Source organism: Neisseria sp. Dent CA1/247, from assembly GCF_022870825.1.
In the GTDB taxonomy this organism is placed as follows: domain Bacteria; phylum Pseudomonadota; class Gammaproteobacteria; order Burkholderiales; family Neisseriaceae; genus Neisseria; species Neisseria zoodegmatis.
On the sequence record NZ_CP091522.1, the window covers coordinates 1,012,583 to 1,037,074 of the forward strand.

A 24,492-nucleotide genomic window follows, 5' to 3' on the forward strand; every position below is an offset into this window, starting at 1 on the left:
CTTGAGGCCGTCTGAAAAGATTCATGCAGATAAGTAAGTGAAACAGAGCATGGCGGTTTAAGCGGATCGTATCCGGCTGACTATCCTATGGAAAGATGTCGTATAATCTGAAGTTTTTCATAACAAGGCCGTCTGAAAAATTTCCGGCCGATAATCATTATATTAGGAACATCAACCATGACCGAAACCATTGAACGCGACAGTATGCAATACGATGTTGTGATTGTCGGCGCCGGCCCCTCGGGTTTGTCTGCCGCCATCCGGCTCAAACAGCTTGCAGAACAGGCAGGCCGCGAAATCAGCGTCTGCGTGGTGGAAAAAGGTTCGGAAGTGGGCGCACATATTTTGTCCGGCGCGGTGATCGACCCCCGCGCTTTATCGGAGCTGCTGCCCGATTGGAAAGAGCAGGGCGCACCGCTCACCCGCAGCGTGACCGCCGACCAAGTGCTGTTCCTCACCCAAAACAAAGCCATTAAGTTGCCCGTTACCCCCAATTTCGACAACCACGGCAACTACATCATCAGCCTCGGTGCGTTGTGCCGCTGGCTGGCGGAGCAGGCGGAGAACCTCGGCGTGGAAATCTATCCGGGCTTTGCCGCATCGGAAGTGCTGTACCATCCCGACGGCTCGGTGAAAGGCATCGCCACCGGCAATATGGGCGTGGGCAAAGACGGCGAACCGACCGACAATTTCCAGCCCGGCATGGAATTGTGGGCGCAGCAAACCATTTTCGCCGAAGGCTGCCGCGGCTCGCTTACCCGACAACTCATCCAAAAATACGCGCTCGACCGCGATTGCCAGCCGCAAACCTACGGCATCGGCATCAAAGAAATCTGGGAAGTGCCCGAAGGCCGCTGCCAACCCGGATTGGTGGTGCACAGCACCGGTTGGCCGCTGGATAGCAAAACCTACGGCGGTTCGTTTATCTACCATCTGGACAATAATCAGGTGGCCGTCGGCTTCGTGGTCGGTTTGGATTATCAAAATCCCTATCTTTCGCCGTTTGAAGAATTCCAACGTTTCAAAACCCACCCCGAAATCCGCAAAACTTTTGAAGGCGGCCGCCGCATCGCTTACGGCGCGCGTGCGCTCAGCGAGGGCGGTCTGCAAAGCCTGCCCAAGCTCTCGTTTAAAGGCGGCGTGCTGGTGGGTGATGCGGCAGGCTTCTTGAACGTGCCGCGCATCAAAGGCATCCACACCGCCATTAAATCGGCGATGCTGGCTGCCGAGGCCGTGTTCCCGATTTTGGAAAATTTAGAAGAGGTCGAATCGTTTGAACACGGCAAAGAAGCCGTTGCTTATGAAGATTTGTTCAAACAAAGCTGGGCCTACCGCGAGCTTTACGCCGCACGCAATATCCGCCCGTCGTTCAAATGGGGCTTGTTCCCCGCGATGGCTTATACCGGTTTGGAACAATATGTCTTCAAGGGCAGAACACCGTGGACGATCAAACACCACGGCACCGACCACGGTTCGCTGAAAAAAGCCGCGTCCTGCCGTCCGATCGATTATCCGAAACCTGATAACAAACTGACGTTCGACCGCCTCAGCAGCGTGTTTTTAGCCAACATCAGCCATGAAGAAAACCAGCCGTCGCACCTCACGTTGAAAAATCCGCAAACCATGCTCGATGTGAACTTGCAGGAATACGCCAGCCCCGAAACCCGCTATTGCCCGGCGGGTGTGTATGAAATCGTGGAAGAGGGCGGCAAACCGCAACTGCAAATCAACGCCCAAAACTGCGTACATTGCAAAACCTGCGATATCAAAGACCCGACCCAGAATATCGTTTGGATTTGCCCCGAAGGGGCAAGCGGCCCCAATTACGGCGCCATGTAAACATAAAGGCCGTCTGAAAATAAGCAGCGCGTGATCATTGGCAATCAGTTTTCAGACGGCCTCAAACACCATCAGGCCGTCTGAAAACTTTTGCTCCCGCATTGACATGTGCCGATTGAGTTTGAATATTCATCATCTATTTTATTGACCATGCAACTCTTCAAATATCTTCAATCCCAAGGAATCGGCAGCCGCAAAGAATGTATGTGGCTGATTGAAAACGGCTGCGTTGCGGTTAACGGAGTGATTCAGGATTCACCGCGCAGCACGGTTCAGCCGGAAGAAGTGCAAAACTTGGAAATTGACGGCAAGGCATACACCGTCGTACCCATGCCGTATTTTTATATCGTGCTCAACAAACCGGCAGGCTACGAAACTTCCCATAAGCCCCAGCAATATCCGAGCGTGTTCAGCCTGTTCCCCGACCATATGCGCAATATCGACATGCAGGCAGTAGGGCGTTTGGATGCCGACACAACCGGTATCCTGCTGATTACCAACGACGGCGGCTTCAACCACAGGCAAACTTCACCCAAGCATAAAGTGGCGAAAGTTTACCGCGTGACATTAAAACATCCAGCCGACGAAACCTTGTGCGAAACGCTGAAACAAGGCGTATTGCTTCACGATGACAATGAAACCGTTGCCGCTGCCGATGCGGTTTTGGCGTCGCCGCACATCTTGATGCTGACCATTACCGAAGGCAAATACCACCAAGTGAAGCGCATGATCGCCGCCGCAGGCAACCGTGTAGAGCAACTTCACCGCACGAAATTTGGCGATTGGACGGCTGATAATATGCCAATCGGGAATTGGCGGTTTATATATTTGTAAAGAAATGGAAAGAAATAAGCTGTTTTAAAAGTAAGTTTCCATTTAAAAACAATGGGATAATTTCAAATCTTTTTTATTTACATAACTTAATACTAAAATTCATGAACTAATATATAATTCAGGTGTCTGAGTAACACTTGCTCCGAAAGGAGTGAGTAAGTGAGTAAGACGTTTTCCCCGTAATGTGTTTGGCCATCTATACTTTTCCCCTTAGTATAGATGGTTTTTTTTATCTGAAAAATTTTAGTTAATCCCTTTATAATATTTTTATTTATTTAACGGGTTTCAGCTGCCATAAAAATACCCCGACGAACGATCGGGGTTATTTTGTTTCATCGTAGTGAAAGTGCGGTTTGCGCGGATTTTCTAACTTCCATTCAATAAAATACGGCAAAATACGGCCAAAGTTTTGAATGAATTAAGGCCACAACCAAGCCCAAACTTTACGTCCTTCGCTTTGTAAAATCATAAACGTGCGGCAAGCGGCAGCGGTGGACATAGATTCTAAGCCTATGCCTTTTGCGGCCAGCGCTGCGGCAATTTTCGGATGCAGAAATATCTGTTTTTCTCCCGTACCGACCAAAATCACTTCGGGTTGGCTGTTTGAGGCCGTCTGAAAAAAATCTTCGGCAGTCATTTCGGCCGGCGTGGCTTTAGCGGGATGCTCAATTGTATTTTCTTTTAAAATAACGGCTTCGGTATAAACTTGACCGTTGATTTCTAGGCGGCCGGGCGAATAGGCTGTGATGGCGGCTTCTTCTCCGCCGAAAGTATTTTCTTCGATCAACATACACTTCCTCTCGATATCTTATAGTGGCTCTCTGCCTGAAATTCAGATGCAGAAACAGGCAATTTCAGGTAGGATTATGGCCTTTGCGTTCAAGCAGTTTTGCTTGCAGAATACTAACATACAACGGCTTAAGGAGACATAATGAAGCCTGTTTATATCGGAATTTTGGGTTTGGGCACTGTCGGCAGCGGCACTGCCCGAGTGTTGCAGGACAATGCCGCAGAAATCAGCCGCCGTTTGGGGCGCGATGTGTACATTTCAGCGGTTTGCGATTCCAGCGAGGAAAAAGTCCGCACGCTTTGCCCCAATGCAGTCTTCGTTAAAGATCCGTTTGAGTTGGTTCAGCGTGATGATGTCGATATCGTTGTCGAACTGTTTGGCGGCACGGGCGCGGCAAAAGAAGCTGTGTTGAAGGCCATTGAAAACGGTAAACACATCGTTACGGCCAACAAAAAGCTTTTGGCTGAGTACGGTAACGAAATTTTCCCGTTGGCTGAGCAAAAAAATGTGATGGTGCAGTTTGAAGCTGCTGTTGCCGGCGGTATTCCGATTATTAAAGCGCTACGCGAAGGTTTGTCTGCCAACAAAATCCGTTCGATCGCAGGCATCATCAACGGCACCAGCAATTTCATTTTGACAGAAATGCGTGAAAAAGGCAGTGCGTTTGCCGATGTGTTGAAGCAGGCGCAGGAGCTGGGTTATGCCGAAGCAGACCCGACTTTTGATATTGAAGGCCATGATGCGGGTCATAAAATTACTATTATGAGTTCGCTGGCATTCGGTACGCCGGTAAACTTCAATGCTTGTTATCTCGAAGGCATCAGCAAACTGGAAAGCCGCGATATTAAATATGCCGAAGAGTTGGGCTACCGCATCAAATTATTGGGCATTACCCGTAAAACCGACAAAGGTATTGAATTGCGTGTGCATCCGACCCTGATTCCCGAGTGCCGTTTGCTGGCGAATGTGAACGGCGTGATGAATGCCGTGCGGGTTGATGCCGATATGGTGGGCGAAACCCTTTATTACGGTGCCGGCGCCGGCGCATTGCCGACAGCCAGTGCGGTGGTGGCAGACATCGTTGATATTTGCCGTTTGATTACTGCCGATACCGATAACCGCGTACCGCACTTGGCTTTCCAACCCGCTCAAGTGAAAACCCAGCCTATGCTCACCATGGATGAGATTACCAGCAGCTATTATCTGCGCGTTCAGGCGAAAGACGAGCCGGGTGTGTTGGGGCAAATCGCCAATCTGCTGGCGAAAGAAAACGTGTCTATCGAAGCGTTGATTCAAAAAGGCGTGATTGACGGCGGCTCGGCTGAAATCGTGATTCTGACCCACAGCACGGTAGAGAAAAACATCAAAACCGCCATCGCCGCCATTGAAGCGTTGGAAGTCGTTCAAAAACCTGTGGTGATGATCCGCATGGAGAGCCTGCATGGACAACAAGGATAATCAGGTTTTAACGCCTGAAGAAGAACGCCGTAAAGCCCGCGCGAAAATACGCACCATCCGCATTTGGGCGTTTATCGTGTTGAGTTTGTTGGCGGTATTCGGGTTGCTGTCCAATTGTGCGCTTTCCAAACCTAAAGCCAAGCAGGCGATTGTGGATTCGTGTGTGAAAAACGTGCCGTTTTCCGACAAATGGCAGGCGGATTTGAAGGCTGCGGGATTGGAAGGTCAATCCGAAAAGGTGATCAACGATTACTGCATCTGTATGTGGGACGAACCGCTTGAAAAGCTTACCGAAAAGCAGATTCAGTCGCTCAGTTCCATGTCTCCCGAAGAGCAGCTTAATTTGCTCGGCGGCGTTGAAGCATTCGAAGCACGCGACAAACAGTGTATTGCATCGTTAAGCGCTAAATAGGGTTAAATCAAGATTGTGAGGCCGTCTGAAAATATTTCAGACGGCCTCACAGCTTTTATACTTTTATGTATGTATAGGCAGTTAATCTAAAACAATCATTAACAGCGTTTACTGATGGTTTCGAAGAATTAAGCTTCCAACGAAGCCAATTCCTGCCGCATTTTATTGATTACTGCAGCGTAGTCGGCTTGGCCGAAGATGGCCGAACCGGCCACAAAAGTATCGGCGCCGGCACGAGCCACTTCGGAGATGTTGTCGGTTTTAATACCGCCGTCCACTTCTAAAGCAATTTTGCGCCCGCTTTCCGCTTCATACATGTTTAGCAAATCACGCACTTGCCGGATTTTTACCAGCGTTTGCGGGATAAAGCTTTGCCCGCCGAACCCGGGGTTAACCGACATCAGCAATACCATATCCAGCTTGTCCAGCACATTTTCCAGCAGGTAAACCGGTGTGGCAGGGTTCAGCACCAGCCCCGCCTGACAACCGGCATCTTTAATCAGACTCAAGCTGCGGTCCACATGCCGGCTGGCTTCGGGATGGAAAGTGATAATGTTTGCACCGGCTTTGGAAAACGACTGAATCAGGTCGTCCACAGGCTCTACCATCAGATGCACGTCTATGGGTACTGTGGCATAGGGCTTCAACGCCGCGCATACCATAGGGCCGAATGTCAGGTTGGGTACGTAATGGTTGTCCATGACGTCAAAATGGATTAAATCTGCTCCGGCCTCAATCACTTTGCTGACTTCTTCGCCCAAGCGGGCAAAATCGGCGGAGAGAATACTGGGCGCAATGCGGAATTTTTGCACAAATGTATCCTTTTTGTTTTATTTTCCTACAAGGAATTATATATAAATTTACTGTCTGATTAATGATAACAATATGATGTAAAGAAAATTTTTAAAAATAATTTTTTGTCATTAACGAAAGTTAACGACGATTATACTGCGTTTCACACACATATCCGCTATATTTTAACAATATTGAAATTTGGGAAAACAATATATGCTTGCATTCACAGGGTTCAGCCGCGTTGTGCCGATCATAACAATCAGCGGTTGGATAATTTTAAACGGATTAAGTTCTGCACATGCAGGGCCGTTGGCTGCTTCGCTTGATGATTTCCATCCCAATTGCGATATCCGCTCGCTGGGCTTGACCCGCGAGCAGAATAACGAATTGCGCACTATCCGTAAAGATTATAAAAAAGCCTTGGATAAATCTATCCGCAAAGACGACCGCATTCTTAAAAACCGCCGTCGTGACGTTATTAAAATTTTGTCCAGCGACAGATTCAACCAAGACGATGCCCGTGATTATGTAGAAAAACGCTATATTTCCAGTATGGATTTCGCGGTGGATGAATTGTCGATCCAGCACCGTTTCTACAAGTTGCTCAGCCCCACGCAAAGGCAGCACTGGCTGAACATTTGCTTAAAATAATAAATAATACGAACACACCCGCTTAAGTTGATTGAGAAAGGCCGTCTGAAAAATTTTCAGACGGCCTTTCATCTTTAATCGGATTCTTAAACGGATATATAACGATATCAGTTTTATGAGTTTGCCGATTTATTTTTTTCTTTTATCTGCCTTTGAAGCCCAATAAGAAGCCAAGAGCGAGCCTGAAATATTGTGCCACACACTGAAAATAGCGCTGGGAACGGCAGCCAAAGGCGTGAAATAAGCTGCTGCAAGCGCGGCGCCCAAGCCGGAATTCTGCATACCGACTTCGATGGACAAGGTTTTTTGTACGTCGAAAGGCAGTTTAAACAGTTTGGCAGTCACAAAACCGAGTAAATAGCCGATGGCGTTGTGCAGTATCACCACGCCCAAAATCAACATGCCGCTTTCAAGGATTTTCGGTTTGCTGGCGCCGACTACCGAACCGATGATCAGCACAATGGCGATCACCGATATCAAAGGCAATATGCCCACGGCAGCTTCGGTTTGCTTTTTGAATAAAGTATGCGCGATAACGCCCAAAACAATCGGCAACAGCACGATTTTCAAAATCGACACAAACATGGCAGCGGCGGAAATATCCAGCCATTGGTTGGCCAGCAGATAGAAAACGGCCGGCGTCAAAATGGGCGCGAGCAAGGTGGAAATAGACGTTACCGCTACGGAAAGCGCTACGTTGCCGCGTGCCAGATAAGTAATCACATTAGATGCCGTACCGCCGGGGCAAGAGCCTACCAAAATCACACCGACTGCGATTTCAGGTGGCAGGTTAAATCCTACCGCTAAGGCATAAGCGGTGAACGGCATAATCACAAATTGGGCAATCACGCCGATGAGCACGGCTTTGGGGTGTTCCCCTAAAATCTTGAAATCGGCCGGAGCCAGCGTTAAGCCCATGCCGAACATAATAATGCCGAGCAATACGGGAATATACGGCAGCACCCATTTGAAGGTATCGGGCGCAACAAATGCAATCGCAGCAAATAATGCCGCCCACAATGCGAAAGTTTGACCGATTAAACGGCTGAATTTTGCTAACGCTTCCATTGTTTATCCATATGTGTAAAAAGGCGAAGAATACGCGAATTTGTGCGGTGGCAAAAGCTAATAGGGCGGATTGCGTGTGAAGTTTTATTGAGGCCGTCTGAAAAAACAGCCAAGGCGATAAAACGGCTGCTTTTGATGTGCGGGTTTTAAGCCTTTATTCGTTTAGCGTTTTTTAGCAGAGGCTGTACCTGTCTTAAAGCGGTTTAGCTTGAAATACGGTACAATGCGCGTTTATTTTTACTGAATAAAAGGCGGCCTGAACAAATGGCATCTTTAGAAACTTGGATCGGCCTGCGCTACTTGCGGGCGAAAAAACGTAACGGATTCATGTCGTTTATTACCATGATTTCGATAGCCGGCATTGCATTGGGTGTAACGGCATTGATTGTGGTGTTGTCGGTAATGAACGGCTTTCAAAAAGAAATACGCGGGCAGCTGCTTAATGTGGCGCCTCATGCCGAAATCGGGTATTACGATATCGGCAACGGCGAATCGTGGCAGAGCCTGCGCAGTTATATCAAAGATAAAAAAGAAGTGCTGGCCAGCGCCCCTTATATTGCAGATCAGGCATTGTTGGCGAATGCGGGAGAAGTGCGCGGCGTGCAGATTCGCGGCGTGTTGCCAGAGGAAGAAAAAAATGTCGTGGATTACGGCAACAACATGCCCGTCGGTAGTTTTGATGATTTGAGGCCGGGCGAGTTTGACATTATTCTCGGAGAGGGCTTGGCCGAAGCTTTGGGTACGGAAAAAGGCGGTAAGGTTACCGTGATCACGCCCGAGGGTAATGTGACTCCGGCCGGTGTCGTGCCCCGTTTGAAGCAGTTTAATGTGGTAGGTATTGTCAAAACGGGCGTTTATGAAGTGGACAACTCGCTGGCAATGACCCATATCAAAGATGCCCAAGTGCTTTACCGCTTGGGAGACGGGGTCGGCGGTTTGCGCTTGAAGTTGGCAGACCCTCAAAACGCGCCGGATTTTACCCGCAATCTTATTCCGAAAGCCCAGCAGAACAACATATGGGCGCGCGATTGGACGTTCTCAAACCGCAGTTATTTTGAAGCCGTCGAGCTTGAAAAACGCATGATGTTCATCATTCTCACGCTGATTATTGCCGTAGCGGCTTTCAATTTGGTGTCGTCTTTGGTGATGGCGGTTACGGAGAAACAGGCCGATATTGCTATTTTGCGTACGCTTGGCTTAGCGCCCGCCGGAGTGATGAAGATTTTTATGGTTCAAGGCGCATTTGCAGGCTTTTTCGGCACGTTGGTCGGTGTGGTTTGCGGTGTGTTGCTGGGCTGGAATGTCGGCAAGATTGTTGCGTTCTTTGAAAAGCTTTTCGGAGTACATCTGATTAATTCTCAAATTTATTTTATTGATTACCTGCCCAGCGATGTGAATATGCGCGATGTTGCCGTGATTGTAACCATATCGCTGGTGTTGGCTTTCTTGGCCACACTCTATCCGAGCTGGCGTGCAGCGAAAACCCAACCTGCGGAGGCTTTGCGTTATGAATAATGTTGTTTTGAAATGCGAACAAGTCTGCAAGAGTTATAACGATGGCAATTTGAGCGTCCATGTGCTGAATAATCTCAGTCTGGAAGTCTATCAAAGCCAAAGCGTGAGCATCATCGGCGCGTCAGGCAGCGGCAAATCAACCTTGTTGCACATCCTCGGCGGTTTGGATATGCCGACTTCGGGCACCATCAAGCTGATGGGTCATGAGTTGGGCAAGATGAACCAGAAGCAGCTCGGCGATTTGCGTAATCAGTATCTGGGTTTTGTTTATCAGTTTCACCATCTGTTGCCTGAATTTTCGGCGTTGGAAAACGTGATGATGCCGCTGCTGATCGGTAAGAAACCGAAAGCGGAAGCGGAAGCTCAGGCGGCGGCGATGTTGGAAAAGGTGGGTTTGAAACAGCGTATGCTGCACCGCCCGAGCGAACTTTCCGGCGGCGAACGCCAGCGTGCGGCGATTGCCCGCGCTTTGGTAACGCGCCCGAAATGTCTGCTGGCCGACGAGCCGACGGGCAATCTCGACCGTAAAAACGCCCAAAACGTGCTCGACATGATGCTGGATTTGAAAAACGAGTTGGGCACGAGTTTGATTGTGGTGACGCATGACGACGAGCTGGCATCCCGTTTCGACCGTGTGATGAGCATGAGCGATGGTACTTTGTGGGACAAAGAAAGCAGTTGATTAAGGTGTTTCAATGATGAGGCCGTCTGAAAACTTTTCAGACGGCCTCAGTGTTTAAGGGCGATCTATGTTTGTGTTTCATTTTTATTTAAAAGCATAAAGGGCAGACCAACATCTGCCCTTTTGTTATTTGAAGTTTTCTGACGACACGCCCTAAACCTGTGAAACCGGATATTTATTCAGGCACCACGGTTACCAGCACGCTCATGCCGGGGCGGGCGTCGTTTAAAGGTTTGATCGGGCGGGCTTTGATTTCAAAGGTGCGCATGTCGAAGCCGTCGTTATTGCGGGTGGCGCGCCAAGTGGCGTAGTCGGCCAGCACTTTGCTGGCGAACACTTTGAAGCGTATGGGTTTGTCGCTCAGAGCGGGCATGGTGGCTTCAAACTCGTTGCCCGGTGCAAACGCTTTCAGATGGTCTTCGCGCACGTTTAAAACAACCCATTGGTTTTGGTTGTCAACCAAAGTGACTACGGGCACGCCCTGCGGAACGATTTCGCCTTCTTCCACCATGATGTCGGCAACTTGGCCGTTAATCGGGCTTTTGAGGTTGGCTTCTTCTTGGGCCACTTGGGCTTCTTCCACTTTGGCCGCCACTTGCTTGGCCTGTGCTTCCGCGGCTTCTTTGTCTTCAGAACGCGCGCCGGTGCGTGCCATATCGTATTGGGCTTTGGCTGCGGCAGCCTGCTCGCGGCTGGCGATGTGGTTGGTGTAGGCTTCGTCGCGTTTTTGGCGCGACATCAAACCTTCGTTGGCGAGGTTTTGGATGCGGCGGTAGGAAACTTCGGCCAATTCGGCAGCGGCTTGTGCGCGTTTCCATTGCGCGCGCGCCATTTCGATTTCTTGGGGGCGTGCGCCGTGTTCGGCTTTGCGGGCCACGGCTTCGGCAGCTTCTTGGGCGGCTTGTGCCTGCTTGATTTTGGCGGTGATTTCGGGGCTGTCCATTTCTATCAGCTGGGTGCCTGCTTGGATGTCTTCACCTTCGCGCACGAAGATTTTGCTCACGCGGCCGGGCACTTTGGCTGCGATGTCGGTTTCTTGTGCTTCAAGCCGGCCCTGCAAAACGACGGGTTCGGGTTTGGCCGACAGCCATACGCCGTATGCAACGGCGGCGATTAGAATCAGCAGTGCGATAATCAGTGCGGCGGAACGGGATTTGTTTTTGCTTTTGGTGTTCATATTGTCTTTCTTATTTTCAGACGGCCTGTATCAGACAAGCCCGTTTTTTTCGCTTATTGGACGATGCCGTTTTTCATGAAAAGCTTCACGTCGGCTTTGCTTTCGTAGTCGGAGAGCTTTTCGGGCACGCCGCTGCTTTCGAGCAGTTTGGCCAGCGACTGCACATAATCGTTGGCGGATTTGGCGCGTTCGGTTTTGGCTTTGGCAAACTCGGTTTCGGCTTTCATCAGTTCGGCTACGGTATTGACGCCTTCGCGCAGGCCGGCTTGTTTCAAATGCAGCACTTCTTTGGCCAGCTTGATGTTGCTGCCGCGGCGGATGTAGTCGGCGCGGGCGTTTTCTACGCTGCGCCAGTTTTTTTCTACCAGCAGCAGAATGTTGTCGCGCAGCTCTTCATCGCTTTTTTCCGCCTGAATGATTTGCTGTGCCGAGGCGCGGTTCATGGTGCGGCGGTCGATTTGGCTGTATAGCGTCCAAGTCATGTTGACGCCGGCAATCCAGCTGGGTTTTTTGCCCATATCGTATGCGCCGAAGAGGTTGACGTTCGGCAAATAGCGCGCTTTTCCGGCTTCGTGCAAGGCTTCGGCCTGCTGCTTTTTCGCGTGGACTTTTTTAAAGCCGGGATGGTTTTGCAGGGCGAGATTTTGAAAATACTCCAGCGGTTCAATGGGTTTGCTCAGTAAAAAAATCGGCGTGGAAGGTTTGACGGTAACGGGGATGCCGAGCAGGCGGCTTAATGCGGTTTCGGCGAGTGCGGCATCGTTGTGTGCTTTTTCGGCGTCGCGTTTGGCGTTTTCAAACATGGCTTGGGCTTCAAGCCGGTCAACCCGCGCAATCAATCCCTCTTCCAGTGCGCGTTTGGCGGTGTGGTCGTAGCGGGCGATGGTGCGCACGGATTGGTCGTGCAGGCCCGCCGCCATGCGGGCGAGTTGGGCGCCGAAATAGCGTTCGGCCAAAGTGTTGTTTAATTCGTTGCTCGTTAAGCCCGTGTCGGCACCGGCTTCTTCGGCGCGGGCTTTAATCAGGTTTTTGGCGGCTTTGGTGGTGCCGCCGTCAAAAACCGGCCAAAAACCGGCCACGGTGGCATGGTGTGTGTTGCCGCGGTGATCGTAGGTAAATTCATTGGGGATGCGGGCGGCAATGCGCTGGGACGCTTGATTGAGCAGGCCGGCGAGGGCGGGGTCTATGCCTTGCAGGGAAGTCTGACTGCCGGACGGATGGCTGAGGGCGCGTTGTTTGATGTCGGTAACATCCACTTCGCCGCGTACGCGGTATCGGGCTGCGGTGCCGTTCAGAATCAGGCTGGGGCCGCCAAGCCCTTTTGCGGCTTCGCTTTGCAGCTGTTTAGCCGATTCAAAAGCGTGGGCGGCGGCCAGTTTGGGGGAGTTTTGCATCAGTTCGTCGCGAGCCTGTTGGAAACTCAAGGAAACTGTTTGCGCAGGTTCGCCGGTATGTGTGCCGACCGCCGTTTCGGCGTATGAGGGCAGGGCGGCGGATAACGGGATACAGACGAGCGGTAGGAAAAGCTTGTTCATGATTAATCGCCGGGCAGTGTGTGGCTCGGATAAAATGCACATGGTGTTTTATGAAAATGCTGTTTTGGATTATAGGTTTGCTGAGATGCTTATTCAAGCTGGCGGCGGGTTTCAGACGGCCTTATGGAGGTTAGAACAGGTAAATGTAATGTTAAAAGCGTAGAAGTAAGGCCGGCGGCGTTTTGAAAACGGTTCGTTTCAAAAGCAGGGTAAAGGTGAAGTTTGAGAAATATACAGGCCGTCTGAAAATAAGCTTTAGCGAAACCCGCAAATCTTGTTTTCAGACGGCCTGTGTAGGCTTGATAGGGCTTATCGGTTTTTTAAGCCCAAAACGTCTTGCATATCAAACAGACCGCTCTTGCGTTTGCCCAACCATACGGCCGCACGCACGGCCCCGGCGGCAAACGTCATGCGGCTGCTGGCTTTGTGGGTGATTTCCACGCGTTCGCCGTCGGTGGCGAAAAGGGCAGTGTGGTCGCCGACAACGTCGCCGCCGCGCACGGTGGCAAAGCCGATGGTGTTCGGGTCGCGCGCGCCGGTGTGTCCTTCGCGGCCGTAAACGGCGCATTCTTTCAGGTTGCGGCCGAGCGCATCGGCAATCACTTCGCCCATGCGCAACGCGGTGCCGCTGGGGGCATCGACTTTGTGGCGGTGGTGGGCTTCGATGATTTCGATGTCGTAGCCTTCGTTCAACACGCGGGCTACGGTGTCGAGGATATGGAAGGTTAAGTTGACGCCGACGCTGTAATTGGCGGCGAATACGATACCGGTTTTTTCAGAGGCCGTCTGAATGGCGGCTTTGCCTGCGTCGTCGAAACCGGTGGTGCCGATAATCATGCCCACGCCCGCCGCCGCGCATTTTTCGATGTACACGAGGCTGGGTTCGGGGCGGGTGAAGTCGATCAGGATATCGCTGGCGGCCAGCACTTCGTCGATATTGTCGGTGATGGGTACGCCGGTTTTCAGGCCGACGGCATAGCCTGCGTCCAAGCCCAAAGCGTCTGAGCCGGAATGTTCTAATGCGCCGCTCAATACGGTATCGGGATGTTGGTTGACGGCTTCAACCAACACGCGCCCCATGCGGCCGTCTGCGCCGGCAATGGCAATCTTTAATGCAGTCATTGATGCTGTCCTTATCGGATTTTAGTTGCCTTCCGGTTGGAAAACGGGTTGGGGAGCGGCTTGTTGCGGCTGTCGGGCTTGCTGTTCGATCAAGCCTTCTGCCTGAAGTTGTTGGATGGCGTATTCGATGGCATTACCTTCGGCGCGTGCCAAGCGGTCGTTATCGAAATACAGGGTCAGGGTGCGTTGTTCTTTGATTACGCCGTTGCGGGAGATATTAAATGTGTAGTCCCAACGGTTGTTGTGGAAAGGATCGCGCAAGAGCGGCGTGCCCAACATCAGTTGTACTTGGTCGCGGCTCATGCCGGGTTGTAGGGAGGCAACGGCGCGGGCGTCAAGCTGGTTGCCTTGGATGACTTTCAGTTTGTAAGAAGGAAAATTCGATACGCGTTCGGCGGAACACGCGCCCAGTCCGAGCAGGGCGGCGATGGCGAGGCATAAGGTTTTATTCACGGGTTTACCTTTCATGGATTCAGTCGTAGCAGGCTTTAGGCGCCGGTGTGCCTGAAAGGTTCAGGCCATTGGAAACCTTTATCATCTTATAGTGGGCAAAGCCGCTAAAAGTGCGTATTATAACGGCAATTACACCACAACGGTATGAGAGTATTATGGAAAACAATTTCAGCAATATTGCCCAGTTGAAAGACAACGGCTTGAAGGTTACCGGCCCGCGTTTGAAAATATTGGATTTATTTGAAACTCACGCTGAAGAACATTTGAGTGCGGAAGATGTTTACCGCATTTTGTTGGATGAAGGTATTGAAATCGGTGTCGCCACCATTTACCGTGTGTTGACCCAGTTTGAGCAGGCCGGCATTTTGCTGCGCCACCACTTTGAAACCGGTAAAGCGGTTTACGAGCTGAACAAAGGCGACCACCACGACCATATCGTGTGCGTAAAATGCGGCAAAGTAACCGAATTCCACAACGAAGAAATCGAAAACCTGCAAGAAAAAATCGCCGAAGAAAACGGCTATAAAGTGGTTGATCATGCGCTGTATATGTATGGCGTGTGCGAAGACTGCCAGCAAAAACGCAAGCGTTAAGGCGGTGTTGGTGTCAAATTTTTTCAGACGGCCTCGGTATAAACTGAGGCCGTCTGAAATTTTTATCAAAGCCGGTTGAGCATGGATATTCCTTTTTTACACCCTAAAAGCAAAACCTTCCCCGATGTGAATCAGGCCATTGCCGAACGCGACGGTTTGGTTGCCGTAGGCGGCGATTTAAGCCCGGAAAGGCTGTTGACCGCTTATCGGCAGGGCATTTTCCCGTGGTTTTCCGAAGGCCAGCCCGTGTGCTGGTGGGCGTTGTCGCCGCGCACCGTGCTGTATCCCGAAAAAATCCACATCGGCCGTTCGCTGCAGAAAACTTTACGCAACAAGCCTTACGCGGTTACGGTAAACCAATGTTTCCCGCTCGTGATTCAGGCGTGCGCACAAGTGTCGAGGGCGGGGCAAGACGGCACATGGATTACCGACAGCATGCAGCAGGCGTATATCCGTTTGCACGAAATGGGGCATGCCCATTCGTTTGAATGCTGGTATCCCGATGAATCAGGCCGTCTGAAACTCGCGGGCGGCTTGTACGGCGTGCAGATCGGGCGGGTGTTTTTCGGCGAATCCATGTTTGCCGTGCAACCCGATGCCTCCAAAATCGCTTTTGCCTGTGCCGTGCCGTATTTGGCGCAATGCGGGGTAGAGTTGATCGACTGCCAGCAGAATACGCACCATTTGGCGCGGTTTGGCTCGGAGCAAATCGATTTCGCTGATTTTAGCGCGATGTTGACACGGTGTTCGGCGCTTCCGTTGGCGCAGGAAATCGGATGCGGAACGGTAGCTGTGAAGCATATTCCGTAGATATATGCTTTTCAAGATGGTTGTCTGCAATCGCTGAAAGCAAAGTAGCGCATTACGGACGATAGTTTTTTTAAAAGAAGGTTTTTGGATTTTATCTGATTGATATTCAAAAATTTTCTTGTGTTGGTGAGAGCTGAATCGGCAACAGAAGTGGCCACCAAAATTTTTTAAGGTAAAATACCTGCGTTTTAAGCATTCAAGGCCGTCTGAAAGCTTGATGCTTTTTTATAACTGCCGTCTGAGCCTAAATTCAGCCGAGAGCAAGGCGTTGGTTTCAGACGGCCTCATATCTTTACTTTCAATTGATTCCATTTAGGAAAAGAACATGTCATTACAAAACATCATCGAAACAGCATTTGAAAACCGCGCCGACATTACGCCGGCTACCGTTACCGAAGAAGTGAAAGCAGCGGTTGAAGAAACGTTGAAACAGCTGGATGCCGGCACTTTGCGCGTTGCCGAGAAAAAAGACGGCAAGTGGGTGGTGAACGAATGGGCGAAAAAAGCCGTGCTGTTGTCGTTCCGCATTCAAGACAACGAAGTGCAAAACGACGGTGTAAACAAGTATTTCGATAAAGTGCCGACCAAATTTGCCGATTGGAGCGAAGAAGAATTTAAAGCCGCCGGTTTCCGTGCCGTGCCCGGTGCGGTAGCGCGCCGCGGCAGCTTTGTGGCGAAAAACGTGGTGCTGATGCCTTCTTATGTGAACATCGGCGCGTATGTGGACGAAGGCACGATGGTGGACACTTGGGCGACTGTCGGCTCGTGTGCGCAAATCGGTAAAAACGTGCATTTGAGCGGCGGCGTGGGCATCGGCGGCGTGTTGGAGCCGTTGCAGGCCAGCCCGACCATTATTGAAGACAATTGCTTCATCGGCGCACGTTCCGAAATCGTTGAAGGCGTGATTGTGGAAGAAGGCAGCGTGATTTCAATGGGCGTGTACATCGGCCAATCCACCAAAATTTACGACCGCGAAACCGGCGAAATCCACTACGGCCGCGTGCCTGCCGGTTCGGTGGTGGTATCGGGCAGCCTGCCGAGCAAAGACGGCAGCCACAGCCTGTATTGCGCGGTAATCGTGAAGAAAGTGGATGCGCAAACCCGCGCCAAAACCAGCGTAAACGAACTGCTGCGCGGCGTGTAATTTATTCAGCATGAATAAGCAGAGGCCGTCTGAATCCGATTCAGACGGCCTCTTTGCGAAAGAGCCGGTGTGATAAATGAGAAATTGGTTTATTTTTATCTAAGTTATCAAATGCTTGCAAGGCTGGATTTAATCTTTGAAATTCTATATATTTAAACCTGAATAGAGACCGTTTGTAATTCATTGTTGGATTATCTATATAAACCTGATTATAATGCGAGCCATGAAAAAACATATCCCATTCCTCGTTACTTTGGTTGCACTGGCGGGTTGTGAGACCATTTATCTTCCGACCCTGAAAGAAGTGCCTGTACGCCCCACCAATGTCAAAACCGAGCCGGCGAAACCTACCGCCCGCGCTCCTTACCGTTTGGCTGAAAATCATTGGACAGACGTTTCTAAAATCCGGGACGAAGCAACCCGTTTGAGCTATCAGGTAAGTGAAGGCAAGATCACGAAAGTTCAGGCCGCGCAATATCTGAACAAATTCCGTATCCAACAAGTAGGCCGCAACTCCATCGACGACAGCATGTATGAAGTGTATCTGCGTTCTGCGGTGGACAGCCAACGCGGCGCGATTACGACGGAGCAGTCGAAACTGTATATCCAAAACGCGCTCAGAGGTTGGCACCAACGCTGGCCGAATATGAGAAACAAACCTTCAAATCCTGCGTTTACCAACTTCCTGATGGAAGTGATGTCGATGCGTCCTTTGCAATAACGATGATGTACAACTTTACCGGAGTGCTTGATAGACCATTTTAAGCACGACCGGTATTCAGAAATGAAAAAACTGCCGTCTGAACATTTTCAGACGGCAGTTTTTTGCATGGAAATCAACCGAAGAGCTTTTCGGTAGCCCGGCGTGCTTTGTCGCGGATTTCGTCGGTAAGATGGCTTTTCATCTGGGTATAGACTAAAGCGATCACGGCGATGTCGTCGGTAAAGCCGAGCGGGCCGAGCAGGTCGGGGATGCTGTCGATGGGGCTGAAAAAATACACCAACGCACCGAGAATGATGATTTTGGTGCGGCTGGGCGTTTGAGGGTCTTTAAACAGAAAATACAGACTGTACAGCTGTCTGATGGCGGGTGCGCCTAGTTTGCCGGCTACGCGGCCTACTTTTCGCAGAAAGCCCGGTTCGTCTAATTTTCTTCTGCGGAATTTAGGGATAAATTCTTCAGGAGAAGGTCTGTTCATGGTGTCGTTCCTTTTGATGTGTCGGTATCAAAGCCAAAGATTTCAAAAGCTTGGCCGAACTTATATGGTGCATTTGGAGGTAATTGCAAGATGGAGCGGCAAATTTAATTGGGCGGGAAAGTGATAAGGCCGTCTGAAAAAAAACAACCCGCACGTTTTGGATAAATTGTGCGGTTTGTTTTTTCAGACGGCCTATCCGATATTTCCAAGCCTTTATGACGGGATAACGCTTTTTTTCACGCACTCGGATTCGAGCGATAAATCTTTCATGGTTTTGTCGAACTCGGCCAGATATTCCGGCAAAAGATAAGGGCGAAGCAGGCTGAGGGTGCGTTGGATGCCGCGTACTTTGGAATCTTCGGTCAGCTTGGCGCGACCGCGCAGCGAGCCGTCGAAATCGAACCAGTATTTGGTTACCATCCACATGTTCAAAGCCAAATCGTTCATGGCGGTTTCGTCGGCTTTGATGATGCCCAAGCCGTTCAGGCGGGTGAGCAGGTTCACCAGCAGCGGCGACACTTTGGCTTGGGTGAAATTATTGTGTTCGCCCAACAGCTCCGCGCTTCTTGCCAGCAAGGTGTTCACGTCGCTGAAGAGGAAACGGTAGCGCCACATCACGTCGTAAATGCCCGACATGTAGCTGATGGCATCGCATACGCCTGCGGGCAGTTGGGCGTTGTGCAGATAGTTGAGCAAATCGTCGCTGTAACGTTTGAACAGTTGGACGATGATTTCGTCTTTATTGCGGAAATGGTAATAGAGGTTGCCCGGGCTGATGCCCAAATGGGCGGCAATGTGGTTGGTGCTGATGTTGCGTTCGCCTTCTTCGTTGAACAGCATCAGACCCGCATCGATGATTCTGGTGTAAGTATTTATTTTTATTTCTTTTGCCACTTTGCTACTCCTTAGGGCGGCGCGTTGCCGCCCGTTTCAATTTATGCTTTTAACAAGCGGTTGATTATAACCAAGCTGCTTTGTTTTGACTGCAATCACAATGAAAAAGATGCCGGAAGCCAGTTCGGTTCCGCATGCAATGCCACACCGAAGCGTTCCTGCACGGTTTGGCAGATGTGTTGCGCGAGGCGGTAAACGTCTTGCGCTGTGGCCTGCCGTTTGTTAACCAGCACCAAAGCCTGTTTGTCGTGCACCGCCGCGCCGCCTATGCCGTAGCCTTTCAGACGGCATTGGTCGATCAACCAGCCCGCCGCCAGTTTGACGCTGCCGTCGGCTTGCGGGTAATGCGGCATTTCGGGATATTGTGCCAGCAGTTTGTGTGCGGTTTCGTTATCGACAATCGGGTTTTTGAAAAAACTGCCGACATTGCCCAGCGCTTTCGGGTCGGGCAGTTTGCTGGCGCGGATGCTGCACACGGCTTCGGATACGTCTTTCGCCGTTGCCGCACGGCCTGCACATTTTTCCGCCAATACGGCAGCCAAATCGCCGTAGCGGGCGTTGGCGGTGAATTGTTCTTTTAAGGCGAACGCAACCGAAACAATCACATAGCGCCCTTTTCCTTGCTGTTTGAACAGGCTTTCACGGTAGGAAAAGCAGCAGTCGGCATTGCTTAATTCGACAAAGCTTAAGGTGTCCAAATCAAAGCAGCGCACGCTGTGGATGATGTCTTTCACTTCCACGCCGTATGCGCCGATGTTCTGTACCGGCGACGCGCCCACCGTGCCCGGAATCAGGCTGAGGTTTTCCAAACCGCTCAAGCCCATATCCAGCGTTTTCAACACGAAGTCGTGCCACACTTCGCCGGCCTGCGCTTCTATATAAACGAGGCCGTCTGAACGGAAAAGTTCGCGTATGCCTTTATTTTGCATGTGGACGACCAGCCCGTCATAGTCGCGCATCAGCAGGATATTGCTGCCGCCGCCGAGCCACAAAACGGTATGGCGGTCAAACTGGGGCAGCTTCACCAATTCCGGCAAATCCGCTTCGTTTTCCAACACGGCAAAATCACGCGCCGCGGCTTTCAAGCCGAATGTGTTGAGCGGCGTTAAATCCACATCGTGCAACAACTGCATCACAACATCCTTTTACGTTCAGCCACCGAGCGGCTGCATATTTCCAAATACCAAACCAGTAAAACGGCGGCTACGGTGAGCGAAATCACCAGCGCCGTCCAAAAACCGTAAATGCCCATGTCTGCCGAATAAGCCAGCAGATAGCCCGGCACCAAACCGAAGCCCCAAAAGGCTACGGCGTGAATCAGCATCGGGATTTTGGTCACTTTATAACCGCGCAGGGCATAAGAAGCGACGCATTGGGTGGCGTCGCCCAACTGAAACACCGCCGCAAACAGCAGTACCGTTGCCGCAATCGCCAATACCGCCGCATCGTCGGTGTACATGCCTGCCAGCGGGTAGCGCAAAAATACCAGCAGCAAAGCGGTAAACACCGCCATCACCACGCCCAAAACCAATGAAACGCCCGAAATATAACGCGCCCGCGTATATTCCCTGCGGCCGATGGTGTAGCCCACCCGCACCGTACCCGCCGAGCCGATGCTTTGCGGAATCATATAAATCACGCTGGTTAAGCTGATCACCACTTGCTGCGCCGCCACATAATCCTCGCCTTGCCGCGCCACCAAAAACACGATGCACGAAAACAGGCTCACTTCCAGAAAAAACGACAAACCGATCGGCGCACCCAATTTCCAGATTTGTTTGAACACCTTCATATCGGGCTTGCTGAATCGCTCGGTCAGCTTGAACTGCCTGAAATATTTCTGCTTCACCACATACAGCCACAGCGCGGCGGCGTTGAACCAAAACACCAGCGTAGTCGCCACACCGCAACCCGCACCGCCCAGCGCAGGCATGCCGAATTTACCGTACACAAACGCATAATTGAGCGGCACGTTCAGAAAAAACGCCAAAAAACTCACAATCATAATCACGCGCGGCCGGTTCAGGCTTGAGGCATAGGCATGCAGGGCGCGGTGTATCATCGCCGCGGGCATGGCCAAGCCGGTGAACAGCATATATTGCGCCATCATGCTTTCGACGTTTTCACTCAAGTTCAGCAGCTTTTGAAACGGAACAATGGCCAGCCATATCAGCAGCATGCCTATCACGCCCATCATCAGGCCGAACCACATGCTCTGCCGCCCCGTTTCGCCCACTTCGTCGTATTTGCCCGCGCCGTAAAGCTGGGCGATCATCGGGTTCAGCGCCGTCATCACGCCGAGAAAAGTGATGTACACCATCACAAACGCGCTGCTGCCGAGGGCGATGGCGGCCAAATCGTCTTTACCCGCGCCGCCCGCCATTACCGTATCTACAAAACCCACGCCCACTTGCGCCACTTGGGCAAGCAGCATCGGCAGGGCGAGCAGCACGAGTTTTTTGCCTTCTTTATGGAAAACGGGGAAGGAATAACGGTTTAGATCGAAAAGCATAAAGTTTCCAAGTTCAGACGGCCTGTTTCAGACGGCCTCTTACGGATAGTGTGTGTTGTAGATAGCTGTGTTTTTTCAGACGGCCTTTACATCCCGAAAGCCGTTTGCCGCCAAATGCCGCAAACGCCGCTGGCGGTGGCGGAAAAAGAGGCGGGCGGCGGTTGCCATCGGTGCAGTCAGCATACCTGCGTCTATTTCCACATGGTCGCGATACAGGCAGCCGCCGTTTTGCGGTTTGACGGTAATCGTATGCCGCCAGCGGCGTATCAGCACGCCGCGGCCGTTGTCGAGCATGGTGAAGCAGTTTGCCGCCGGATAGGAAATATCCACGATCTGCCAGCCCAGCGGCACAAGGCCGAAAAGGTACATGTTGAGCCGGTAGGCGGCGGGTTGCCATGTTTCGGGAAGCGTTTCGTTGCGGCACGGGCTGAAAACAACCAACGGACGCGCCACATACAGCAGCAACGACGGCTTTTTCAGGTGCGCAGCCGCTTCTTCGGCGGAGCAGGGCAAAAAAGTGTGCAGGCAGATACTACGCATGGCGGTTTTCGCGTTGTTTTCTGTTTTTCAGACGGCCTCAAGCCGGCAGACAAGCTTGAAAAATGCAACGGCGTAGTGTAACAAAAAAAGCCCTTGCTCGGGCGGTTTTGCATTTGACAGGCCGTCTGAAACCATACACACTCTGCCGCTTTCCACTCTGCCGCAGCCATGATGAACTGGAACGACCACCTGCAAGCCGCGCTCGACAGCCAAGCGGCCAAGCAAGCCTACCGCCGCCGCACCGCCCGCCGCGCCGACACCGCGCCGCCTTATCTCGAAAGCGGCGGCAAACGCTATCTCAATTTCGCCGGCAACGACTACCTCGGCCTCAGCCGCGACCCGGGCATCATCGCCGCATGGCAGCAGGCTTTGGCGCAATACGGCACCGGCAGCGGCGGTTCGCCTTTGGTCAGCGGCCACACCGACGCGCACGAAACGCTGGAAAACCGTTTGGCCGATTGGCTCGGTTACGAACGTGCGATTCTGTTTCCCAGCGGTTACGCCGCCAACCAAGCCGTGTTGCTCGGTTTATTGGGCAAAGACGACGTGCTGCTGGCCGACAAACTCTGCCACGCTTCCATGCAGGAGGCCGCCGCCCTCGGCCCCGCGCAGTTTAAGCGGTTCGCCCATCGGCAATACGATGTTTTGGAAAAGCAACTGATTGAACATCAAGGAAAAAGAATCTTGGTGGCCAGCGAAGGCGTGTTCAGTATGGACGGCGACACCGCCGATTTAGGCCGTCTGAAAACCCTGTGCGAACGATACGGCGCATGGCTGCTGCTCGACGACGCACACGGCATCGGCATCCTCGGCAGCGAAGGCCGCGGCAGCGCGGCAGCAGCGGGCGTACAACCCGACATATTGATTGTTACCTTCGGCAAAGCAGTCGGGCTGATGGGCGCGGCGGTATTGTGCAGCCGTACCGTTGCCGAATACCTCACCCAGTTCGCCCGCCACCTGATTTACAGCACCGCCTTTCCGCCCGCCCAAGCCGCCGCCCTTTCCGCCGCCTTCACCCGCATCCGCAGTGCCGATGATTTGCGCGGCAAACTGCGCGGCAATATCCGCTTTTTTCAGACGGCCTTATCCGAATGCGGGCTGCGGGAACGCCTGATGCCGTCTGAAACGTCCATCCAGCCCTTTCTCTGCGGCAGCAACGAAGCCGCTTTATCCGCATCCGCCATACTGCGCGAGCACGGCCTGTATGTACCCGCCATCCGCCCGCCCACCGTACCCGTCGGGCAGGCGAGGCTGCGGATTACCCTCACCGCCGCCCACGAACCGACGCATATCGAAACACTAATCAAAGGTTTGCAAGATGCCGTCTGAAAAACCGTCCAAACACCTCATCGCCCGCGCATTCAGCCAAGCCGCCGCCGGTTACGATGCCTATGCCGACGTTCAACAGCAGGCCGGGCTGCGTTTGCTGCAACTGCTGGAAAGCCGTTTTTCAGACGGCCTCAACCGCAAAACCGTTGCCGACATCGGCGCGGGCAGCGGCTGGGTCAGCGAAAAAATACGCAGTCGCGGCGCAAATGTACTCGCCCTTGATTTGGCCGAAGGCATGTTGCAACACATCGCCCGCCACCGCCGCGCCGACTGCTGCCTGCTCGCCGATGCCGAATCCCTGCCGCTCGCCGACCACAGCGTCAACGCCTGCTTCAGCAGCCTCGCCCTGCAATGGTGCGACCTCGAACAAGCCGCCGCCGAAATGCAGCGCGTGATCCGGCCCGGCGGCTGCGCGGCCGTCGCCACCATCGGCGCAGGCAGCCTGCAACAGCTCAAACAGGCATGGCAGGCCGCCGATGAAGCCGTACACGTCAACCGCTTCCTCACCGAAAGCGAAATTCAGACGGCCTTTAACTGCTTTTCCAACCTACGGATACACACCGAAACGCACACCCAATATTTCCCCACCCTCCAATCCCTGCTGCACAGCCTGAAAAACATCGGCGCCAACCATGTGATCTCGCGTGAAAACAAAGGCTTAACAGGCAAACGGCGTTGGCAGCGTTTTCAGACGGCCTACGAAAACATGCGCGCGCCGAACGGTATGCTGCCGCTGGATTACCGCATCACTTATGTTGTGGCTTGGTGATTTTTTGATAAACCGAGGCCGTCTGAAAAACTTTTCAGACGGCCTCGGTTTGTTTATATCCAAATACCAAAAGATCAGTTGCCTTATTCCGCTTCGTCAATCCAAGCCTGCTGCACGGCTTCGAGGATCTTTTCGCCGCAGCGGGCAGGGTCGTCGTCGAAATAGGGCAGGGCGAGAATCAGCTCGCGCAAGTGGGTAAAGCGGATGGTTTTCGGATCAATATCGCCGTGGGTGTCGTAAAGCTCTTCGGCGATGCGTTGGGTGTCGGTCCATTTCATGGGTGTGCTCCTTTGTGATTTTTAAGACGGGATTCGTCGGAAAAAAGTATTGTCGGTTTCGCAAAGGTCTCAGGCCGTCTGAAAATGATTGTT

The 24,492-nt window shown here is 52.0% G+C and carries 25 protein-coding genes and 1 pseudogene; 13 read left to right on the forward strand and 13 right to left on the reverse strand.

The window, feature by feature from the left end:
* The first annotated feature begins 177 nt into the window (after nt 1-177).
* Nucleotides 178-1,839, forward strand: coding sequence for an electron transfer flavoprotein-ubiquinone oxidoreductase (locus LVJ85_RS04945; protein WP_244742016.1), 1,662 nt, complete (start codon nt 178-180; stop codon nt 1,837-1,839).
* Nucleotides 1,840-1,989: 150 nt separating this feature from the next.
* A complete protein-coding gene (locus tag LVJ85_RS04950) occupies nt 1,990-2,673 on the forward strand; it encodes a pseudouridine synthase (protein ID WP_244742019.1) in 684 nt (227 codons plus the stop codon).
* Between the two features lie 418 nt (nt 2,674-3,091).
* On the opposite strand, the gene LVJ85_RS04955 is transcribed toward LVJ85_RS04950, so the two are convergent.
* Entirely contained in the window at nt 3,092-3,463 is a 372-nt protein-coding gene (locus LVJ85_RS04955) for an Mth938-like domain-containing protein (protein ID WP_244742022.1), read from the reverse strand.
* A 141-nt stretch (nt 3,464-3,604) separates the two neighbouring features.
* On the opposite strand from LVJ85_RS04955, the gene LVJ85_RS04960 reads away from it, so the two are divergent.
* Nucleotides 3,605-4,921, forward strand: a complete 1,317-nt coding sequence (locus LVJ85_RS04960; protein ID WP_085363190.1) for a homoserine dehydrogenase — start codon at nt 3,605-3,607, stop codon at nt 4,919-4,921.
* A complete protein-coding gene (locus LVJ85_RS04965; protein WP_244742025.1) occupies nt 4,905-5,333 on the forward strand; it encodes a hypothetical protein in 429 nt (142 codons plus the stop codon). Before LVJ85_RS04960 ends, LVJ85_RS04965 begins: the two co-directional genes overlap by 17 nt.
* A 128-nt stretch (nt 5,334-5,461) precedes the next feature.
* Here the strand turns inward: LVJ85_RS04965 and rpe are convergent, their stop codons facing one another.
* Nucleotides 5,462-6,145: a ribulose-phosphate 3-epimerase gene (gene rpe, locus LVJ85_RS04970; protein ID WP_244742028.1), complete on the reverse strand. Its 684-nt coding sequence runs from the start codon at nt 6,143-6,145 to the stop codon at nt 5,462-5,464.
* A gap of 226 nt (nt 6,146-6,371) precedes the next feature.
* On the opposite strand from rpe, the gene LVJ85_RS04975 reads away from it, so the two are divergent.
* Nucleotides 6,372-6,779 carry a Spy/CpxP family protein refolding chaperone gene (locus tag LVJ85_RS04975; RefSeq protein WP_244742031.1) on the forward strand — a complete coding sequence of 136 codons (408 nt, stop codon included), beginning with the start codon at nt 6,372-6,374 and terminating at the stop codon, nt 6,777-6,779.
* Between the two features lie 129 nt (nt 6,780-6,908).
* On the opposite strand, the gene LVJ85_RS04980 is transcribed toward LVJ85_RS04975, so the two are convergent.
* Nucleotides 6,909-7,847 (reverse strand): bile acid:sodium symporter family protein, encoded by a 939-nt coding sequence (locus LVJ85_RS04980; RefSeq protein WP_244742033.1) that lies wholly within the window; start codon nt 7,845-7,847, stop codon nt 6,909-6,911.
* Nucleotides 7,848-8,111: 264 nt separating this feature from the next.
* On the opposite strand from LVJ85_RS04980, the gene LVJ85_RS04985 reads away from it, so the two are divergent.
* Together LVJ85_RS04985 and lolD are read left to right on the forward strand one after the other, a co-directional pair.
* Complete coding sequence (locus LVJ85_RS04985; RefSeq protein ID WP_244742036.1) at nt 8,112-9,362, forward strand: lipoprotein-releasing ABC transporter permease subunit; 1,251 nt, start codon at nt 8,112-8,114, stop codon at nt 9,360-9,362.
* Nucleotides 9,355-10,044 carry a lipoprotein-releasing ABC transporter ATP-binding protein LolD gene (lolD, locus tag LVJ85_RS04990; protein ID WP_244742039.1) on the forward strand — a complete coding sequence of 230 codons (690 nt, stop codon included), beginning with the start codon at nt 9,355-9,357 and terminating at the stop codon, nt 10,042-10,044. Before LVJ85_RS04985 ends, lolD begins: the two co-directional genes overlap by 8 nt.
* A gap of 175 nt (nt 10,045-10,219) precedes the next feature.
* Here the strand turns inward: lolD and LVJ85_RS04995 are convergent, their stop codons facing one another.
* The 4 genes from LVJ85_RS04995 to LVJ85_RS05010 form a co-directional block, all read right to left on the reverse strand.
* Nucleotides 10,220-11,221 carry an HlyD family secretion protein gene (locus LVJ85_RS04995; RefSeq protein WP_244742041.1) on the reverse strand — a complete coding sequence of 334 codons (1,002 nt, stop codon included), beginning with the start codon at nt 11,219-11,221 and terminating at the stop codon, nt 10,220-10,222.
* A 53-nt stretch (nt 11,222-11,274) separates the two neighbouring features.
* The gene (locus tag LVJ85_RS05000) at nt 11,275-12,756 is read right to left on the reverse strand and encodes a TolC family protein (protein WP_244742044.1); all 1,482 of its coding nucleotides are present in this window, start codon (nt 12,754-12,756) and stop codon (nt 11,275-11,277) included.
* A gap of 309 nt (nt 12,757-13,065) precedes the next feature.
* Complete coding sequence (dapB, locus tag LVJ85_RS05005; protein ID WP_085363199.1) at nt 13,066-13,878, reverse strand: 4-hydroxy-tetrahydrodipicolinate reductase; 813 nt, start codon at nt 13,876-13,878, stop codon at nt 13,066-13,068.
* A 21-nt stretch (nt 13,879-13,899) separates the two neighbouring features.
* Complete coding sequence (locus LVJ85_RS05010) at nt 13,900-14,331, reverse strand: outer membrane protein assembly factor BamE (protein ID WP_244743052.1); 432 nt, start codon at nt 14,329-14,331, stop codon at nt 13,900-13,902.
* Between the two features lie 91 nt (nt 14,332-14,422).
* On the opposite strand from LVJ85_RS05010, the pseudogene fur reads away from it, so the two are divergent.
* The 4 genes and pseudogenes from fur (at nt 14,423) to LVJ85_RS05030 (ending at nt 17,599) form a co-directional block, all read left to right on the forward strand.
* A pseudogene (gene fur / locus LVJ85_RS05015) lies at nt 14,423-14,924 on the forward strand (ferric iron uptake transcriptional regulator).
* Nucleotides 14,925-15,005: 81 nt separating this feature from the next.
* The gene (gene aat, locus LVJ85_RS05020; RefSeq protein WP_244742047.1) at nt 15,006-15,734 is read left to right on the forward strand and encodes a leucyl/phenylalanyl-tRNA--protein transferase; all 729 of its coding nucleotides are present in this window, start codon (nt 15,006-15,008) and stop codon (nt 15,732-15,734) included.
* 325 nt (nt 15,735-16,059) lie between these two features.
* Nucleotides 16,060-16,878: a 2,3,4,5-tetrahydropyridine-2,6-dicarboxylate N-succinyltransferase gene (gene dapD, locus LVJ85_RS05025; protein WP_085363203.1), complete on the forward strand. Its 819-nt coding sequence runs from the start codon at nt 16,060-16,062 to the stop codon at nt 16,876-16,878.
* 223 nt (nt 16,879-17,101) lie between these two features.
* The gene (locus tag LVJ85_RS05030) at nt 17,102-17,599 is read left to right on the forward strand and encodes a prokaryotic membrane lipolipid attachment site family protein (protein ID WP_085363204.1); all 498 of its coding nucleotides are present in this window, start codon (nt 17,102-17,104) and stop codon (nt 17,597-17,599) included.
* 115 nt (nt 17,600-17,714) lie between these two features.
* Here the strand turns inward: LVJ85_RS05030 and LVJ85_RS05035 are convergent, their stop codons facing one another.
* The 5 genes from LVJ85_RS05035 to LVJ85_RS05055 form a co-directional block, all read right to left on the reverse strand.
* A complete protein-coding gene (locus LVJ85_RS05035; protein WP_244742050.1) occupies nt 17,715-18,077 on the reverse strand; it encodes a YkvA family protein in 363 nt (120 codons plus the stop codon).
* 213 nt (nt 18,078-18,290) lie between these two features.
* Nucleotides 18,291-18,971: a TetR/AcrR family transcriptional regulator gene (locus LVJ85_RS05040; protein ID WP_255733857.1), complete on the reverse strand. Its 681-nt coding sequence runs from the start codon at nt 18,969-18,971 to the stop codon at nt 18,291-18,293.
* Between the two features lie 95 nt (nt 18,972-19,066).
* Nucleotides 19,067-20,104: a UDP-N-acetylmuramate dehydrogenase gene (gene murB, locus LVJ85_RS05045; RefSeq protein WP_244742053.1), complete on the reverse strand. Its 1,038-nt coding sequence runs from the start codon at nt 20,102-20,104 to the stop codon at nt 19,067-19,069.
* Nucleotides 20,104-21,483, reverse strand: coding sequence for an MATE family efflux transporter (locus LVJ85_RS05050; protein WP_244742057.1), 1,380 nt, complete (start codon nt 21,481-21,483; stop codon nt 20,104-20,106). The genes murB and LVJ85_RS05050 overlap by 1 nt, the downstream gene beginning before the upstream one ends.
* Before the next feature lie 75 nt (nt 21,484-21,558).
* Nucleotides 21,559-22,023, reverse strand: coding sequence for a hypothetical protein (locus LVJ85_RS05055; protein WP_244742060.1), 465 nt, complete (start codon nt 22,021-22,023; stop codon nt 21,559-21,561).
* Nucleotides 22,024-22,191: 168 nt separating this feature from the next.
* Here LVJ85_RS05055 and bioF point away from each other — a divergent pair, with 168 nt between their 5' ends.
* A complete protein-coding gene (bioF, locus tag LVJ85_RS05060; RefSeq protein ID WP_244742062.1) occupies nt 22,192-23,352 on the forward strand; it encodes an 8-amino-7-oxononanoate synthase in 1,161 nt (386 codons plus the stop codon).
* Nucleotides 23,342-24,121, forward strand: a complete 780-nt coding sequence (gene bioC, locus LVJ85_RS05065) for a malonyl-ACP O-methyltransferase BioC (RefSeq protein ID WP_244742065.1) — start codon at nt 23,342-23,344, stop codon at nt 24,119-24,121. Before bioF ends, bioC begins: the two co-directional genes overlap by 11 nt.
* Nucleotides 24,122-24,204: 83 nt before the next feature.
* On the opposite strand, the gene iscX is transcribed toward bioC, so the two are convergent.
* On the reverse strand, nt 24,205-24,399 hold the full coding sequence (iscX, locus tag LVJ85_RS05070) for a Fe-S cluster assembly protein IscX (RefSeq protein ID WP_244742068.1): 195 nt from the start codon (nt 24,397-24,399) through the stop codon (nt 24,205-24,207).
* Between the last annotated feature and the right edge of the window lie 93 nt (nt 24,400-24,492).

Excerpts from the sequence above, each read along its gene's own strand:
- iscX (WP_244742068.1), bottom strand. The coding sequence starts at position 24,399 with ATGAAATGGACCGACACCCAACGCATCGCCGAAGAGCTTTACGACACC.
- bioC (WP_244742065.1), top strand. The coding sequence starts at position 23,342 with ATGCCGTCTGAAAAACCGTCCAAACACCTCATCGCCCGCGCATTCAGC.
- LVJ85_RS04950 (WP_244742019.1), top strand. The coding sequence starts at position 1,990 with ATGCAACTCTTCAAATATCTTCAATCCCAAGGAATCGGCAGCCGCAAA.
- LVJ85_RS05055 (WP_244742060.1), bottom strand. The coding sequence starts at position 22,023 with ATGCGTAGTATCTGCCTGCACACTTTTTTGCCCTGCTCCGCCGAAGAA.
- murB (WP_244742053.1), bottom strand. The coding sequence starts at position 20,104 with ATGCAGTTGTTGCACGATGTGGATTTAACGCCGCTCAACACATTCGGC.
- LVJ85_RS04995 (WP_244742041.1), bottom strand. The coding sequence starts at position 11,221 with ATGAACACCAAAAGCAAAAACAAATCCCGTTCCGCCGCACTGATTATC.
- bioF (WP_244742062.1), top strand. The coding sequence starts at position 22,192 with ATGATGAACTGGAACGACCACCTGCAAGCCGCGCTCGACAGCCAAGCG.
- LVJ85_RS04965 (WP_244742025.1), top strand. The coding sequence starts at position 4,905 with ATGGACAACAAGGATAATCAGGTTTTAACGCCTGAAGAAGAACGCCGT.
- LVJ85_RS05035 (WP_244742050.1), bottom strand. The coding sequence starts at position 18,077 with ATGAACAGACCTTCTCCTGAAGAATTTATCCCTAAATTCCGCAGAAGA.
- LVJ85_RS04960 (WP_085363190.1), top strand. The coding sequence starts at position 3,605 with ATGAAGCCTGTTTATATCGGAATTTTGGGTTTGGGCACTGTCGGCAGC.
- LVJ85_RS04945 (WP_244742016.1), top strand. The coding sequence starts at position 178 with ATGACCGAAACCATTGAACGCGACAGTATGCAATACGATGTTGTGATT.
- LVJ85_RS04980 (WP_244742033.1), bottom strand. The coding sequence starts at position 7,847 with ATGGAAGCGTTAGCAAAATTCAGCCGTTTAATCGGTCAAACTTTCGCA.
- aat (WP_244742047.1), top strand. The coding sequence starts at position 15,006 with ATGGATATTCCTTTTTTACACCCTAAAAGCAAAACCTTCCCCGATGTG.
- dapB (WP_085363199.1), bottom strand. The coding sequence starts at position 13,878 with ATGACTGCATTAAAGATTGCCATTGCCGGCGCAGACGGCCGCATGGGG.
- LVJ85_RS04955 (WP_244742022.1), bottom strand. The coding sequence starts at position 3,463 with ATGTTGATCGAAGAAAATACTTTCGGCGGAGAAGAAGCCGCCATCACA.
- LVJ85_RS05000 (WP_244742044.1), bottom strand. The coding sequence starts at position 12,756 with ATGAACAAGCTTTTCCTACCGCTCGTCTGTATCCCGTTATCCGCCGCC.
- LVJ85_RS05030 (WP_085363204.1), top strand. The coding sequence starts at position 17,102 with ATGAAAAAACATATCCCATTCCTCGTTACTTTGGTTGCACTGGCGGGT.
- dapD (WP_085363203.1), top strand. The coding sequence starts at position 16,060 with ATGTCATTACAAAACATCATCGAAACAGCATTTGAAAACCGCGCCGAC.
- LVJ85_RS04985 (WP_244742036.1), top strand. The coding sequence starts at position 8,112 with ATGGCATCTTTAGAAACTTGGATCGGCCTGCGCTACTTGCGGGCGAAA.
- LVJ85_RS05050 (WP_244742057.1), bottom strand. The coding sequence starts at position 21,483 with ATGCTTTTCGATCTAAACCGTTATTCCTTCCCCGTTTTCCATAAAGAA.
- lolD (WP_244742039.1), top strand. The coding sequence starts at position 9,355 with ATGAATAATGTTGTTTTGAAATGCGAACAAGTCTGCAAGAGTTATAAC.